Annotated in this window: 11 protein-coding genes and 3 pseudogenes; 8 read left to right on the forward strand and 6 right to left on the reverse strand. The window is 71.7% G+C overall.

Features of this window, described 5'->3' with window-relative positions; translation table 11 throughout:
- Positions 1-141 precede the first annotated feature (141 nt).
- Entirely contained in the window at positions 142-270 is a 129-nt protein-coding gene (locus tag ACGFSA_RS33360; protein WP_393309783.1) for a hypothetical protein, read from the reverse strand.
- A gap of 165 nt (positions 271-435) precedes the next feature.
- Between ACGFSA_RS33360 and ACGFSA_RS33365 the strand changes: the two genes are divergently transcribed.
- The gene (locus ACGFSA_RS33365) at positions 436-663 is read left to right on the forward strand and encodes a DUF6381 family protein (RefSeq protein ID WP_393309772.1); all 228 of its coding nucleotides are present in this window, start codon (positions 436-438) and stop codon (positions 661-663) included.
- Between the two features lie 955 nt (positions 664-1618).
- Complete coding sequence (locus ACGFSA_RS33370; RefSeq protein ID WP_393309773.1) at positions 1619-1858, forward strand: hypothetical protein; 240 nt, start codon at positions 1619-1621, stop codon at positions 1856-1858.
- A gap of 315 nt (positions 1859-2173) precedes the next feature.
- On the opposite strand, the pseudogene ACGFSA_RS33375 reads toward ACGFSA_RS33370, so the two are convergent.
- Positions 2174-3085 (reverse strand): annotated as a pseudogene (locus ACGFSA_RS33375) (helix-turn-helix domain-containing protein); the annotation flags it as partial.
- Between ACGFSA_RS33375 and ACGFSA_RS33380 the strand changes: the two are divergent.
- The 3 genes and pseudogenes from ACGFSA_RS33380 to ACGFSA_RS33390 form a co-directional block, all read left to right on the forward strand.
- Positions 2989-3190 (forward strand): annotated as a pseudogene (locus ACGFSA_RS33380) (IS5/IS1182 family transposase); the annotation flags it as partial. The pseudogenes ACGFSA_RS33375 and ACGFSA_RS33380 overlap by 97 nt on opposite strands.
- Before the next feature lie 1114 nt (positions 3191-4304).
- The gene (locus ACGFSA_RS33385) at positions 4305-4439 is read left to right on the forward strand and encodes a hypothetical protein (protein ID WP_393309774.1); all 135 of its coding nucleotides are present in this window, start codon (positions 4305-4307) and stop codon (positions 4437-4439) included.
- A gap of 263 nt (positions 4440-4702) precedes the next feature.
- Positions 4703-5215, forward strand: a complete 513-nt coding sequence (locus ACGFSA_RS33390; RefSeq protein WP_393309776.1) for a hypothetical protein — start codon at positions 4703-4705, stop codon at positions 5213-5215.
- A gap of 1456 nt (positions 5216-6671) precedes the next feature.
- Here ACGFSA_RS33390 and ACGFSA_RS33395 read toward each other — a convergent pair.
- Positions 6672-7877: an MFS transporter gene (locus tag ACGFSA_RS33395; RefSeq protein ID WP_393309777.1), complete on the reverse strand. Its 1206-nt coding sequence runs from the start codon at positions 7875-7877 to the stop codon at positions 6672-6674.
- 1429 nt (positions 7878-9306) lie between these two features.
- Positions 9307-10038, reverse strand: a complete 732-nt coding sequence (locus ACGFSA_RS33400; protein WP_393309778.1) for a TioE family transcriptional regulator — start codon at positions 10036-10038, stop codon at positions 9307-9309.
- Between the two features lie 58 nt (positions 10039-10096).
- Between ACGFSA_RS33400 and ACGFSA_RS33405 the strand changes: the two genes are divergently transcribed.
- A complete protein-coding gene (locus ACGFSA_RS33405) occupies positions 10097-11299 on the forward strand; it encodes an erythromycin esterase family protein (protein WP_393309779.1) in 1203 nt (400 codons plus the stop codon).
- 81 nt (positions 11300-11380) lie between these two features.
- Here ACGFSA_RS33405 and ACGFSA_RS33410 read toward each other — a convergent pair.
- A pseudogene (locus tag ACGFSA_RS33410) lies at positions 11381-11701 on the reverse strand (site-specific integrase); the annotation flags it as partial.
- 65 nt (positions 11702-11766) lie between these two features.
- Here ACGFSA_RS33410 and ACGFSA_RS33415 point away from each other — a divergent pair.
- Both ACGFSA_RS33415 and ACGFSA_RS33420 read left to right on the forward strand, forming a co-directional pair.
- Positions 11767-12654, forward strand: a complete 888-nt coding sequence (locus ACGFSA_RS33415) for a TetR/AcrR family transcriptional regulator (protein ID WP_393309780.1) — start codon at positions 11767-11769, stop codon at positions 12652-12654.
- Positions 12593-13387, forward strand: coding sequence for a maleylpyruvate isomerase family mycothiol-dependent enzyme (locus ACGFSA_RS33420; protein ID WP_393309781.1), 795 nt, complete (start codon positions 12593-12595; stop codon positions 13385-13387). The genes ACGFSA_RS33415 and ACGFSA_RS33420 overlap by 62 nt, the downstream gene beginning before the upstream one ends.
- Positions 13388-13870: 483 nt before the next feature.
- Here ACGFSA_RS33420 and ACGFSA_RS33425 read toward each other — a convergent pair whose 3' ends face one another.
- A complete protein-coding gene (locus ACGFSA_RS33425) occupies positions 13871-14038 on the reverse strand; it encodes a hypothetical protein (RefSeq protein WP_393309782.1) in 168 nt (55 codons plus the stop codon).
- Positions 14039-14439: the final 401 nt, after the last annotated feature.

Raw genomic sequence — 14439 nt, forward strand, 5'->3', positions numbered from 1 at the left:
CGGTCGGCTCCGCGTCGCGGCGGCGCCGTTCACACGGCTCGCGCTCGGCGCGGCGCCAGCGGTAGTAGGTGGAGGAGGCGATGTGCAGTTCCCCAGGGACGCACTCGACTCCCAGGTGCGGGTGCTCGTCGAGGAGCGCCATCACCTGGGCCGGGTCGGGTCGAGTTGCGCCGCGAAAAACGCCGAGGCGGTGCGCAGCACCTCGTTCGCCCGCTTGAGCTGGGCATTCTCCTTGCGCAGCGCGGCGAGCTCGGCGCGGCACCGCGGCACCGCGGCAGGGTGGCAGGGTGGGACGCGAGGGGCGCGTTCTCGATGTGACGTGCTCTCTTCAGGGCCGGCTGTCTGCGGCGATTGCGCACAGTGACCCTTCCGGGTGCGTAAGCGGGACAGCGCTGGTTGGCTGCGATGTGTCCCACCCTCACCTCCCCAGGAGTGATGATGAGCGTTGCAGGCGAGTCCGCCAGTCGTGCGCAGCAGATGCAGGACAAGGTCCGTGAGCTGAACGAGCGTGCCGAGCAGACGAGCGATCCCAACGAACGCCGCAGGCTGCACGACGAGGCCCGGCGCATGCAGGAGCAGTCCATGAAGGAGGGCGGACGCGGGGCCGAGGACAGGCCCGGACGCCGTGCCGGCAGCCGGAAGGACGAGTTCCCGCCCCGGTGACGCACCGTTCGCGTCCAGCGGTACCGACGGCCTCCCCCCGCGCTGCGGGGGGAGGCCGTCCGCGCTCGGTGGCGGTCTCGGACAGCCGGCAGGAACTGCGGTACCGGTGCCGCCGGTGACAGTTGTCGGCGTTCGCGTGCCCTGCAGCAGCGCCGGCATCCCCACGAGTGCCTCGTGGGGATGGACGTGATCACCGGTGGTCCAGCGGCGGAAGAGTTCCCGATTGCTGGTCGAGGGTGAGGGTCTGGTCGCACAAGCCGTTGGAGCTCTTTGAGGCCGGGTTCCGGGTCGGACCGGCCAGCACGATGTGCCTTGGAACGGGCGAAGCGGAAGAGCTGCCCCGGCATGATCCGTCGTCGCTTTCGGGCCTTGGGGGCAGGACGGCAAGGGAAGGCTTCAATGTCGTGAACATCGACCAGGGCCCAGTCGTTCTTCCCCCGCTCTGTCATCAAGAAGAGCGCCAGGTCACGCAGGATGGTCAGGGCCGTTTCCAGGGTGTGATTGCTGCGAGGCCGGGTGCCGGCCCGCCGGGGCCGGTTCTGGGCCCGCATCCGGTGGGCGCCGAAGGCGGCGACGGCGTGCCGCAGCGGCTCGGGAACTGTGTCGAGGCGGCGCCTTCGTCTGCCTGCGGCGAGTCGTTCTGCCTGGTCAGTGGGCAAGGCGAGGCCACGGAGGGTGAAGAAGTCCTCAAGGGAACGGGCGAAGGAGCCCATCGACCGCCCGGGCCGGCAGGCCCGCTCCGGCAGCACATCTGGATGGACGTGGCCCGCAAGTACCTGAAGATGCGTCAGGGCACCGAGGCCGGTGACACGGTCGAGCACGTACGGTGCCGGCCTGAACGCCATTTCCTTGAAGCTGCTCATGGCCGCAGAGCTCGCCGGCTTCGCGTCGTATCTCGGCGCGGACGAGAAGGCCGCCGAGGGCACTCCTCGGTTCCTTCAACCTCAAGGCGACCGTGAGCGATTACCACAGCCTGAACAAGACGGTGAAGGTCGGCTTCGAGCTCACGCGGAAGATGAACGTCGAGTCGCTGACCCGTCAGGTGTCCACGAAAGGGCCGCACGGACAAGGGGCCAAGGAGGGCCCTGCCGTCATGCTGTCCAATGGAGCACGCACAGTCTTCCCGGCGGGCCGGCGCGAGCTGAAGTTCACTGTCACCTGGAGCGATTCGGTCAGCATGCCGGTCGGCCGGTAACACCGTGCGGCACGGCCGGGTGGGCCAAAGGACGCTCCCCCGGCCCCCCGGCCCCCCGGCCCCCCGGCCCCCCGGCCCCCCGGCCCCTGGCTCCCGTGGGAAGGGGTATCCATCCATGTCCATCCGGATCCGGCGCGGGCTCGCGGCCATGACAGCCGTGGCGGGCCTCGTCCTGGGAACGTCGTCCTGCGTCGACAACAGGACCGCTCTACCGCCCCCGCCCGTGAGGGTGGGGCTTCGCGGACCTCCAGGGCACCTGGAAGGGCTGAGAAGGCAGCACACTGACGCTCGGCCCCGACGGGCAGCGGTGAAGGAGACCGGGCGGCCGCTGCGTCTGCGGTTCGCCGGACCGGGCAGCCGGTGCTCGGCGAATCGGCCGCGCCAGGTGCGGGCCGTGTCCAGGTGCAGACCCGTTTCGCGGGCGATCGCTGCGTTGGAGCGCCCGGGTGCCGCGTGCAGGACGACCTGGGCGCGTACCCGCAGTCGGTGCCCGGTCCTGTGGTTGCAGGCGGCCTGTTTCAACCGTGCGCGTTCGGCGGCGGTCAGGGTTGCCGGGCGGGCGGCGCGGGCGGGCGTGGCGGGACGGTCAGCACAAGGCGATTGCGGGGCGGCCCGGGGGAGCCATCTCCCTCGGGCTGTGCGGCCCCGGGAGTTCGGCGGCCCGGGAGCCGATGCTGAGTGCGGCCCTGGTGGCGGGGTCGTGCGGGCGAGGCGGAAGCGGGGGCGGTCATCCGTCCTGCCAGGCAGCGGCAGGCCGTCGCAACGCGGGGGCGTTGCGCGCGCACCGGTCGGCGAACGTGCGGGGCCGGCGTCCGAGCAGCCGCTCCACGGTGTCGGTCCAGGACCCGACGGTGCCGGCGCGCAGGAGCGTGAACCCCTGCGTGATGGCGTCGGCCAGTGCTTGGGGCGCCTTGCCGGGGAAGCGGGAGTGGACGGCTTGAGCCGGTGCGGCCGCCGCACGGACCTCGATGCCGCGGCCGGTCGTCCGGGCGATGATCTGGACCTGCTCACCGGCGATGAGCACCTCGTCGCCGGTGAGGACGTATTCCTCGCTCTGGTGGCCGTCCTCGGTGAGAGCGAGGGCGAGGGCGGCGGCGATGCCGATCGGCGCGAAGCGGCCCGGGCCGACGGGGCCGTGGACACGGCCCCGTCCGCACGAGGTTCTTCTGGCGCAACTACGCAAAGAAGGCCTGCTGGAGACGGATGACGCTGCGATCGACGGCTCACATGTCAAGGCACTCGAAGCGGGGCTCACGGACCTTCGCCGGTCACCGCGCCCGGCCCGGCAGCAAGCACCACCTGAGCGTCGACCGGGACAGCACCTTGCTCGCACGGACTGCGCCCCACATCCGACCTCATGGACGCGGGGCACAGTGCTGTGCTGTGTGCCGGTGGGCCTGCGGCTTGCTTGTCGGCCTTGTCCAGGCGCCGGCCAACCACCCCGGCGGCCCCGGGCGCCCCCACGGCGACGATCGTGACCTTGGCCGCGGACGCTGTGACGCACTGGCAGCGGGAAACGCCGTCGCAGTCCACGGCCTGGCTAACGGGGGCCTTCAGCGCTACGGACAGGGTGATTTTGCCCTTTCCGGCGCAGGCGACCGCCAACTTGTACGAGCGCCCTCGCGTCAGTTCCGGTTCGGTGTGGAATCCGTCGCTGACGCGCTCAAGGCCGGCCTCGGCAAACACCGGATCACTGCCACTGACCTCCTGCGTACCGAGAGCCTCCTCGACCTGCTTACCCAGTCCCTTCTCAGCGGGATCAGACGTTTCGCAGGGGGTGCTCCCGGTGCTGCCCTGGACTTTTTTCGGTGTGCTCGGCCCGGTTGCTTCGCCGGCGCCGCTCTTGGACCCGGCGGCGAGGACAACGGACAATACGGAAACACAACGGAGAACCAGGCTGCGCCGCAAGGGGCGCGGTCGCGGCGTCATGAATGCGTCGACCAGTATCGCCGGTCGGCCTCCTCGGCAGGAAGCTTCGCAGTGGCTGAGCCAATCTTCACCGTGCCGCAACGGCCGGAGCCGGTCTTGTACTTCACCCAATTCACCTTGCGGCCCCAAGACCCGTACTGCATGTGACCGTACTTATGTGCGGGGATATCGTGCGGGCAGGTGTGCCCCACCGTGATCCCCGCTTCCGCGACCACCTTAACGCTGTACTCCATCGTTGCTCTTCGCACGCAGCCTCCCCTGTGAGTTACGCCCGGTCACCTGGACGGGTCCGTGTGCAACCTGTGCAACTCCGTGTTTTCGGCGGAACGTTTATCGGATGTTCCGAGGAAGACCTGAGGTTGGCGTACGTCATCAGGAACCGAGGAGAAGGAAGACGCGCGACGCGTCGTCCATCCAGGGGATGATCACAGGCGCGATGACGGAGATTGTGGCCTGAGCGGACACCGGTGACGGAAATTCAGGGTACGGCGGACATGGCGAAGGGTCATTCGGGCCGGTGGAACAGTTTTCGATGACGGTCATTCAGAAAAGGGTTCTTCTCTGCGTCCTCGAGACGGTCATTCAGGGCGGGAGGGCGTCGATGGAAGCCATTCGGGGCGACGGGGTGATCGCGGTTGCCGGCGTGCTGTGATCCGGCGGCATACTGCCGACAGGGTGACCGGGCGTCAGCGAGTCGCCCGGAAAGCCTAATGATGCGCCAGCCGTACGTGCTCTGCGACTTCTTGACTTCTCATCAGGTAATAGTCGGTGTGCGAGAAGTGCCGTGGTACACCCGGTCGGCCCCCTGGGGTCACACCACCGGTATTCCCGATATGACAGCCAATGGGGTCGTCAGTACGTTCGTCTCGGTTCGGCTGCCCGGCCGACGGCGTCCGTGAGACAGGAAGAAGTGACATGACCACGCGTACCGCCGCCGTGGCCGCCGCCGCAGCAGGCGCAGCGGTCCTCGCCACCACCGGCGTCACCTACGCCTCGGCAGCCGGGTCCGCCCAGGCCGCCCCGTTCGTCCAGCAGGCCGCTCCCGCGATGGCTCCCGCCGGTGGTGGCAGCGGCGGGAGAGGCGAGGGGGACGAGGGCCGCGACCGCGACCGTGACTACGACTACGGCTACGGGGAAGAGGGGCGGATCCACTTCAACGAGCGGACGTACTCCGCTCACACGGACGGCTGCATCACCGTGGTCAGCGGCCTGGGCTCGCGGAGCTTCAACGTCCGTAACGACAGCCGCAAGACCGTCGAGGTCTTCACTGGGGCGACCTGCGACAACGGTTCCCCGATCGCGACGGTCGGTCCCTACAGTGCCAGCACCGGTGTCACGCCCGGTTTCGTCCGTGGGGGCGTGTTCGTCCGCAACGGCGTCGTGGGCAGCTTCCGGGTCGTCGACAACTACCGCGACGGGTGGTGGTAGAGCCACCTGCATCCCAGGGAAACCCCGGCCCGTCGGAATCGGGCCGGGGTTTCCGGCATGCGGGGGGCACATCAAGGCGGTGCCCGGTCCCAGGCGGCCGTACCACGTGCGCGGCCCACGCCCGGTGCCCCATAACACCTGCTACGCCATACTAAGTGTTTGCCGAGTCCACCGCGTGTCGCGCTAGGCGGACTCGGCCGGCCGCAGTCCTGCGACCCCGGTCCCAGGTGCCCGGTCGTCGGGCCGGCTCGTTTGGGGCCGTCCGCGAAAACACGCTCGCGGCCAAGATCGCGCAGAGCCTCCCGTGCCAGGGGCAGGGCGGCGGACCCGGCACACGGATCGCCCGACCGGCAGGGGCCGGGACCCGTGGTCCCGTTGCTGCGGCGCTTCAGCAGCGGGGCGAAACCTGTGCCGCCGATCCCGAGGGGCCCGGTCCGGGGGCATCCGGCACGGCCGATGCGGTGCCCCGGTGCACCTCGTGCCGACTGTTGTGGTGAGCATGCCGGGCTCACCCGGGGTCTTTCGTATGGGCCGGGCCGGATCGCGGAGCGGCTGGTGTGGCCGTGGTGCGTGCAGCCGCAAGGGCGCAGGAAGCAGCCCGCGCGAAGAGGGTCCCCATGTTTTGAGGGCCATGGGGGCGGCGGCCGGCGGCCAGGGCGCACAGGTGCGTGCCGGACCCCGTGAGGCCGGCATGATCCGCACGACAGGGGCGTGGGTCCTGGGCACGATGCCCAGTGTCGTCCCGCCCAGCCGTTTTGCCAGTGTCTGCGGCGCGTACGCGGGCAAGCGCGGCAGGATGTACAGCAGTTGCAGGCCCGGCGCGGCCCTGGCGAGCCGTGGGCGGGCCATTGCCGCGAGCGGGAGCGGGAAGCCGATCACCAGCACCCCCGCCACCGCGGCCCGGGTGTGTACCGCGAGCAGGGTCCCGGCCGTCACGGGAATCCGGCCGGCAGGGAGCACCCGGACCACGGCGGCGCGCTGGTGCCCGGTGCCGGGAGTGTGGGAGAGGCCGGCCATCGCCACCGCTGCGGACAGCGCGTACGTGGCGGTGACGGGATCGTGCAGGCCGTACAGGCCGGTGTGGACGGCGGCGACGGCTGCGAGCGTGACCCGGGTGGCCCGTCGGCCCGCGCGGGCCGAGGTGCCCGTGCCGTGCCGCAGTGCGGTGACGGCCCGCCCGCCCGCCCCGCCCCGCCCCGCCCCGCCCCGCCCCGCCCCGCCCCGCCCCGCCCCGCCCCGGCCCGCCCCGGCCCGGCCCGGCCCGGCGCAGCGCCGGGCCGGGCCGGGGTGTGCCCGGGCCGGTGGCGCTGCCGATGTCCTCCTTGGGGCCCATGGCCGGGCCCCCGGCCCGCTTGCAGGATCACATCCGCCCCGAACCGCCGCACGGGTGCGGGCGGGTGCACCGCACTCGCCCCGTTGGTGTTCCCTGCTGTGGGGCCGGCGCCTGCGGACGGGCTCAGGCCCGCGCGGGCGGGTGCCGCCACAGGTAGCCGCCCGCCGTGGCGGCCAGCAGCGTCACGCAACCTGCGAACACCAGGCCTGCATTGCGCAGCCCCAGTGTCACCGCCAGCGCGCCGATCCCGATGACGGGCACCGAGATTCCCGCGTACGCGACGACGAAGAACGCCGAGATGGTGGCGCCCCTGTGGGTGTGTGGAGCCAGCGTGCTCACCACGGTCAGGCCCGCCCTAAAGGCCAGGCCCTGGCCGATGCCGCCTGTCACGGCACCCACGAGGAGGACCGGCAACGACGCCGGCAGCAGGGACGTCCCCACCGCGAACAGGCCGGCCACCAGCACCAGGCAGCCGATGGGCAGGGCGTTGCGCGTGCCGACGCGGCCCATCAGCAACTGCCCGCAGGCCGAGGCGCAGAAGACGCAGAAGACGACAGCGCCGGACACGGCCAGGTTGTGCACGCCCAGTGTCTGGGTGAGGAAGGCCGGCGCGACCGCGGTGAACAGGCCCAGCAGCGAGAATCCGGCGAAGGCGGCGAGCGCGCAGGGCGCGAACACACCGCGTACCTCGGCGGGGACGACCATGCCCTGCGGCCGCAGCGGGGGCCTGGCCCCGCTGCGGTGCACGGTCTCGGGCAGCAGCGAGGTGACAGCCACCGCGGCCGCCAGGAGCACCAGATGGGTCAGGTACGGCAGTTGCAGCGGCCACGGCGCGTACTGGGCCAGGGCCCCCGCGACCGGAGGGCCGAGTCCCAGACCGCCCATGTTGGCCGCGGTCGCCGCGAATCCTGCGCGCTCACCGCGCCCGGCGGGTGCCAGTTCCAGTACGGCGGCCGTGCCCGTACCGCTGAGCAGTCCGGCGGAGAACCCCGACAGGACACGACCGGCGAACAGCAGCGGCAGCCCGCCCTCGAGCAGGAAGCACACCGCGCTCAGCGCGGCCAGCCCCAGCGCGCACAGCAGGACCGGGCGACGGCCGAGAACATCGGAGAAGCCGCCGGCCAGGAGCAGCGCGGTGATCACACCGATGGCGTAGACGGCGAAAACCACGGTGACGACCAGTTCGGAAAAACCGATCTGCTCACGGTAGAGCCCGTACAGCGGTGTCGGCAGGGTCGTGCCCATCATCCCGACCGCGAACACACCCGCCGCAGCCAGATATCCGGGCCGGACGGTGCCCTGCTGACAGCCCGTTTCCTGGTTGGTCACCACTCACCATAGGCATCGGGCGAGGCGCGCCAAGGCGTCGGCTTCGCCGCAGACGGGCCGACGCACAAGCGCCACCAGCACGGCGGAGCGGGCGCGGCCCGCTGCTGCCACCGGCCCGCCGGCCCCGCTCATCACCCTCGCGGCAGCCGGGCGCCTCGCGGATCCGCGAACGCGGGCCGTCAGCAAGGGCAGGGGAGGGCGGCAGGAAGCAGGAACATCCGCAGCGGACAACCGTTCCTGAGCACTGAGCAGGAGTGAGTCCTGCGCGCTGGCACGCCCCGAACGGTCTTGGGCGCACTGGTCGTCCGCTTTCGCAACCGGGCGGCGGCACGGATCCTGTCCGTGGTCCGAGCCGGAAGGGCGGAGTCCCTCACGACCTGGCCATATGGACGCGGCCAGAGGCGACGGGGAGGCCCTGAACCATCTCGCTGGTGGAGCAGGGGCCCCGCACGCCGGCACCGCACCCGGCGTCCCAGATCGCGCTGATCACATTAGCCCGACCAGCCCAGACCACCACGAGCCCACGAGCCGGCCATCACACGATCGAGTTAAACCGTCCTTGTGCGCCACGCACCGGCAAGCAGTTGCCAACCCCCCGGCCCACGGCCCTGGATCGCCTGCGTCCTGGGCCGCCTCACCGGCGGCTGCTTTACCGGCGCCCACCCCCCTTTGGCCCCGTCCCGTTTCCCCCGGGGCCTTCCCGCGGCCCCTGCCGTCACGGTGAGTGTCCCGCCCGGCCGAAGGCGTGCGGGCCCGGCGCGGTCCCGGGACACGTCCCGCCGCCCATGACGCCCCGGCCGGCCGGAGCCCCGGCCCGGCGCCCACGCGGGCGATCAGGTCGCGGCGGCCCTGCCCGTCGCGGTCACCGCCCGCCCCGGCCGGCCGGAAGCCGGCCAAGATCCCGCCAAGCGGTTTCCCCCGGCCCCAGAAGCCCTGCCGGTACGTGGGGGAGCGGGCGGCCATCAGGCCGCGCCGGCAGCCCACCGCAGGCACCGCCGAACGGGAGGCACCGAAGGCGTGTACGCAGACCCATTCGTCCGGTACCACCCGGCCGCACGGCAGTCCCGACCCCATTCGGCCCCGTCTGCCGCGCGGCCGCACCGGAGCGGGAGGGATCGGGGGCAGCATGGAAACGGAAGCCCGCCCGGGAGCCCTTCGCACGTCGACCGGGCGGGCCGCCGTTGTGCGGCCCGCCCCGTCGCCGGCGGCCGTCGCACACGGCCGCAACGGTGTGCCGGCACACGGTGGGCAAGACAGCGCCGCCGGCCGGCCCGCACACGCCGCAGCCCTTCCAGGACGCCTTGTTTCGCCCTCCGCGAGTCGCGACTCAGCCTGTCACCCCGCAGGTCAGCGGCCCCACCTCTGCAAGATCCAACGAGAGGGGACACCTGTTCACGACCCTTGTTCTCTTCGGCCGGCGACCGAAATCTCATCCGCGCCTGCGGAGGTAAGCCTCCAGCTCGGCGGCCCCGGTCAGCATCGCCCGCCCGCGGGCGGACAGCCGGCCGCGCCAGTCGCACAGTGCGGCCTCCAGCGGCTCCAGCCCGCCGGCCGCCCGCACCTGGGCGATCAGCGGGGCGATCTGCTCCAGCAGGTAGCCGCCCCGCCTGAGTTGGTGGGCCAGCCGGGCGTCCCGTACGTCGGCCTCGTCGTAGACGCGGTACCCGGTCCGCGGGTCGCGGCGCGGGCGCACCAGCCCGGCGCGCTCCCATTTGCGCAGCGTCGCGGGCCGGATCCCGAGCTTCCCTGCCAGCGGCCCGATGAACGCGCCGCCGGGCCCGGACACCGCGGCCGGCTCGGACACCGTGGTGGGCTCCAGGTCGCGGAGGGCGCTCTCCACGGCCTGGAGCGTCCGCCGGTCGTCGAGGAGCTGGGCGTGGCTCTCGTCGATGAGGCGGAACGCCTCCTCGACCGCGCCCTGGTTCACGGCCCGCATGATCGACGTCGCCGTCTGGTGGCCGTGGCCGGGAACCAGGGCAAGAAACGCGCGCAGGGCCCCCGCGTGCAGCGAGGTATAGGTGCGGTAGCCGTGGGGTGTGCGACCGGCGGCCGGAAGGATGCCGGCCTCCTCGTAGTTCCTGATCGCCTGCGTGGACAGACCGTGCCCGCGCGCCAGATCAACCGGCCTGAATCGCTCACCGTTTTGAAGGTTTCGACCCATAGGACCGACAATATCGCGGGGAAGTTTCAACCGAAGGTTCAACGATACCGTCGAAGGCATGGCTACTGACATCAAGGACACCGCCCATGCCGTCGAGGCTGCCGCCGTCATGAGGCTGCTCCCGGCCCGGCCGCGGCTGCTCGCCCTGGGCGAGCCCACCCACGGCGAGGACACTCTGCTCGACCTGCGCAACGAGCTCTTCCGGCAACTCGTCGAGCAGGAGGACTACCGGACGATCGCGATCGAGAGCGACTGCATGATGGGCCTGGTCGTGGACGGCTACGTCACCTCGGGCACGGGCACCCTCGACGAAGTCATGGAGCACGGATTCAGCCACGGCTGGGGCACCTTCGCGGCCAACCGCGAACTCGTGCGCTGGATGCGCGCCTACAACGACGGCCGGCCCGCGTCCGAGCGGCTCCGCTTCGCCGGTTTCGACGGCCCGCTGGAGATCACCGGCGCCGCGAGCCCCCGGCAGGCCCTCACCGCACTCCACGGCTACCTCTCGGCCCGGGTGGACACGGACCTGCTCTCCTGCACCGCGGAAACGCTCGACCGCCTGCTCGGCGCCGACGACCGGTGGACCAATCCCGCGGCGATGATGGACCCGGCCCAGTCCGTGGGGCAGTCGGCCGAGGCCAGCCGGCTGCGGCTGCTCGCCGATGATCTGGTGGCGCTGCTCGACGAGCAGACGCCGCACCTGATCATGGCGACATCGCGGGACGACTGGGACCGGGCGCGCCTGTACGGGCGCACCGCGACCGGCCTGCTGCGCTACCACTACTGGATGGCCGACACCTCACCGGCCCGCATGACCCGGCTGGTGGGCCTGCGGGACCAGATGATGGCACGCAACCTCCTCGCCGTCGCCGCTCGGGGCCCGGCACTGGTCCACGCCCACAACGGCCATCTCCAGCGGGACAAGAGCACGATGCGGATGGGTGACCTGCCACTGCAGTGGTGGAGCGCCGGTGCGCTGGTGAGCGCCCACCTGGGCGAGGGGTACGCCTTCGTGGCCACAGCGCTCGGCACGATCCGGCACCAGGCAGTGGACACGCCGCCGCCGGACACCGTCGAAGGGCTCCTGTACGCGCTCCCGGAGGACCGCTGCATCATCGACGCCCCGCGGCTGGCCACCGCCCTCGGCGACACGCGGCCCGCGCCCCGCGTATCCCCCTGGTTCGGCTACTCCCCGCTTGACCCGGCCCACCTGGCGGACATCGACGGCATCGTATTCGTCAAGGACGCCCCGCAGCACTAGTGCCACCACCAGCAGACCGGCCTGCCGGGGCGCCTCGGAGGCGCGGGAGGCGTCCCGGCCGTCAACGGCGACCACGACCGCTCAGCGCCGGCCGCCCCCGGGCGCCGGCAGGCCGGTGACCTCCGCGAGGGCCTGCGGCGACGGCTTGAAGTACCGCTTCACGTTTCCCGGCTTGCGATGCCTCGACTTGGCCATGAGCATCAGCGGGCCCGCTCCGGCCTCCCCGAGGTGGGTCAGGCCGGAGTGCCCCCACTCGTGCAGGTCCCAGCCGGTGCCCTGCCCGGCGGACGCGGTGTGCTGGCCCAGCAGCGCGTGGGCCTGCCCGTACGACAGCCGGGCCAGCCCGGTGCACGGGCACACATCCCGCGGCGAGACGACCTTGCCCGGTCCCGGGCGGCGGTGCCGGTTCGGCAAGCTCCACGTACGACCGGGGGAAGGGCGCCCGAGGACCGGGCCCGCGCGAGCGGATGGTGCCTCTGATCAACGGCGCCGACCGCACACCGCAGTGGTTCATCGAGGACGTCTGGGGCCAGTTCGACGACGATCACACCCGCCCCGGCGCCCCGCCGCACACGGTTTCGCCGAAGGAGCGCAGACGCAGCCTCCAACGTCCGGTACCCGACGGGGTGTTGACTTCCCTACTGGTTTTAGGCTTCCTTAATGGCATGAGGGAGGATCGCAGGCTCCGCCGTCGCAATGAGACCGTGCAGGAGATCCTCGACGTTGCGGTCGAGGTCATGGCAGAGGAAGGCGTGGCGGCGCTCAGCCTCGCGGAGGTCGCGCGGCGGATGGGCATGCGTCCGCCGTCCCTGTACCAGTACTTCCCGTCGAAGATGGCCGTCTACGACGCGCTGTTCGAACGCGGGATGCGTCAGGCGGTCGAGGTGCTGGATCCGTACCTCGCCATGCTCTGCGAGGATCCGCGGAGCGCCATCACCGCGGGCCAGGAGGCCACCATCACCTGGGTGATGGCCAACCCGGTGCTCGCGCAGCTCCTCTACTGGCGGCCAGTGCCAGGTTTTGAACCCTCTCCCCGGGCGTTCGAGCCCGCCGTGCGACAGCTGGAAGCCCTGCGCACGGCACTGCAAGCGGCCGTGGACGCCGGGCAGTTGGCGCCTGCGGCCGCAAGCGAGGAAGGCGTGGCCCTCTACACGGTGCTGACGTCCGGTGTGATCAGTCAGCAGCTCTCCAACGAACCGTCTCCATCGGCCGGGGAGGGCCGGTTCACCCGGCTCGCACAGACGGCACTGGACATGTTCTTTGGCTACTTTGCCCCCGAGGAGGGCGAGTTCGATGACCACATCCTTCAAGGCAGCCGCACACCTGCCGCAGACCGGCCGCAACCAGTCGGCTGAGATCGCCGAGGCCGAGGGCCGGGCAGCCCTCACCCTGCTCAAGGGCCTGGGCAACGGCGACTGGCCGCTCCCCACCGACTGCGGCGAGTGGGACGTGCGCACCCTCGTCTCCCACCTCGTCGGCCAGTGCGAGGACAACATCCGTCTCCGTACGATGCTGCGCCGCCAGCTCGTGGGGCCGCGCCGCTACCCCGACAAGATCACGCTCGATGCCCACATGGCCGTGCAGATCGACGACCATGCCTCCGAGGCCGGGCCGGCACTGGTGGAGCAGTTCGCACTGCTGTGGCCCCGCGCCGTGCGCGCCCGCAGACGGAGGCCCGGTCCGATGCGGCGCGTCACGGTGGACAGCGGGATCCCCGGGGTGCCCCGGATGTCCATCGCCTACCTGCTCGATGTGATCTACGTACGCGACCTGTGGATGCACCGCATCGACCTGGCGCGGGCCACGGAACAGCCGGTCGCACTCGAGGAGCACGACCGGCACATCGTCGAGCAGGTGGTCCGCGACCTGGCGCTGGCCTGGTCCGACGCGCCGGTCCGCCTGGAGCTCAGCGGCCCCGCGGGCGGTACCTGGCTGCTGGGCTCGGGCGAACCGGCGGGGGTTGTCAGCGCGGACGCCGTGGCGTACATGCGTGCACTGTCCGGCCGCGACGGCGAGGTCGCGCTGGAGCTCACCTCCGGTGCCCAGGAGGCCCTTGCGGCCGTCCGCCGGGCCAGGGTCGTGTTCTGACGGACAGCCGCCTCATGCTCCGGACCGGGCGGGCCCGGCTCATGACCCGTATCACCGACAGGCCATGAGCCGGGTCCCGCCCGAACGCCTCTCAGCCGCGGGCCGCCGCGCTGCGCCCGTCCCGGCGGGCACATCAGCGAGTTCGCCCGGCCCTCGGTCGACGACGCCTTCAACCTGGTCAGCCACGCCGCCACCGGGTACGACCTGAACCGCGCGGCTTTTGACGCCGGGCTGCAGGACTCACCAAGTCTTACGCCACCTTCTCCAACTTCGCGCTGCCGCAGTACGACACCGACGTCACCAACTACCTGTCGACCAACGGCGTGTTCCAGCGCGAACCGCACCGACCGCTGCCCGGGTGCCGCCGGCCGTCAACCGCTCGAAGCCGTGCGGCCCGGCATCGCCACCCGCTGCGGCCGGGGCGGTCGAAGAACGACGAAGCCGGCCTCCGCGGTTGCCGGGGCCGGCTGGTGTGGTGGTGTGTCAGGCGGTCTCGGTGAGCGCCGTGCGACCGGGCGGCAGTGCGCGTGCGGTCACGGCGAAGGCCACGGCGGTGAACGCGGCGGTGGTCAGGAAGGCTGCGCGGGCGCCGGGTACGAACGCGCCAGGACGGCGCCGGCACAGTACACCGACACGACCCCACAGCGACATGCCGCGACATGCCACGGCCGGGCTCTGCCAGATGGCCGGCCTCGAGATCACCCGGATCGAACGTGGGCCGACCGACAACGTCTCGCCCTGCCGCAAGAGCGTCCCGGGGCGGCAGGTCCGGGCCGCGGCGCACCGCGGCCACGATGCTTCGGTGCGCCGCGCAGTCAGGAGGTGCCGCCGGTGGCCGCGGGAACGCTGCCACCAGCAGGCCGGTCACGAACACCGCCCCTGCAGTGGTCCACCCGACCGGCCCGCTTCGAGGGCTGACCGCCCAGGGCTGACGGAGCAACCTGGGGGCGGGCCCGCAAGGCCGGGCCCGGGGCATGGTGTGGCCGGGTTCGGCCGCACACCGACACGTGCGGTCAGTAGGCCGAGTTGACGTGGTCGATGGAGCCGTAGCG

Source organism: Streptomyces sp. NPDC048496 (assembly GCF_043200055.1).
In the GTDB taxonomy this organism is placed as follows: Bacteria; Actinomycetota; Actinomycetes; order Streptomycetales; family Streptomycetaceae; genus Streptomyces.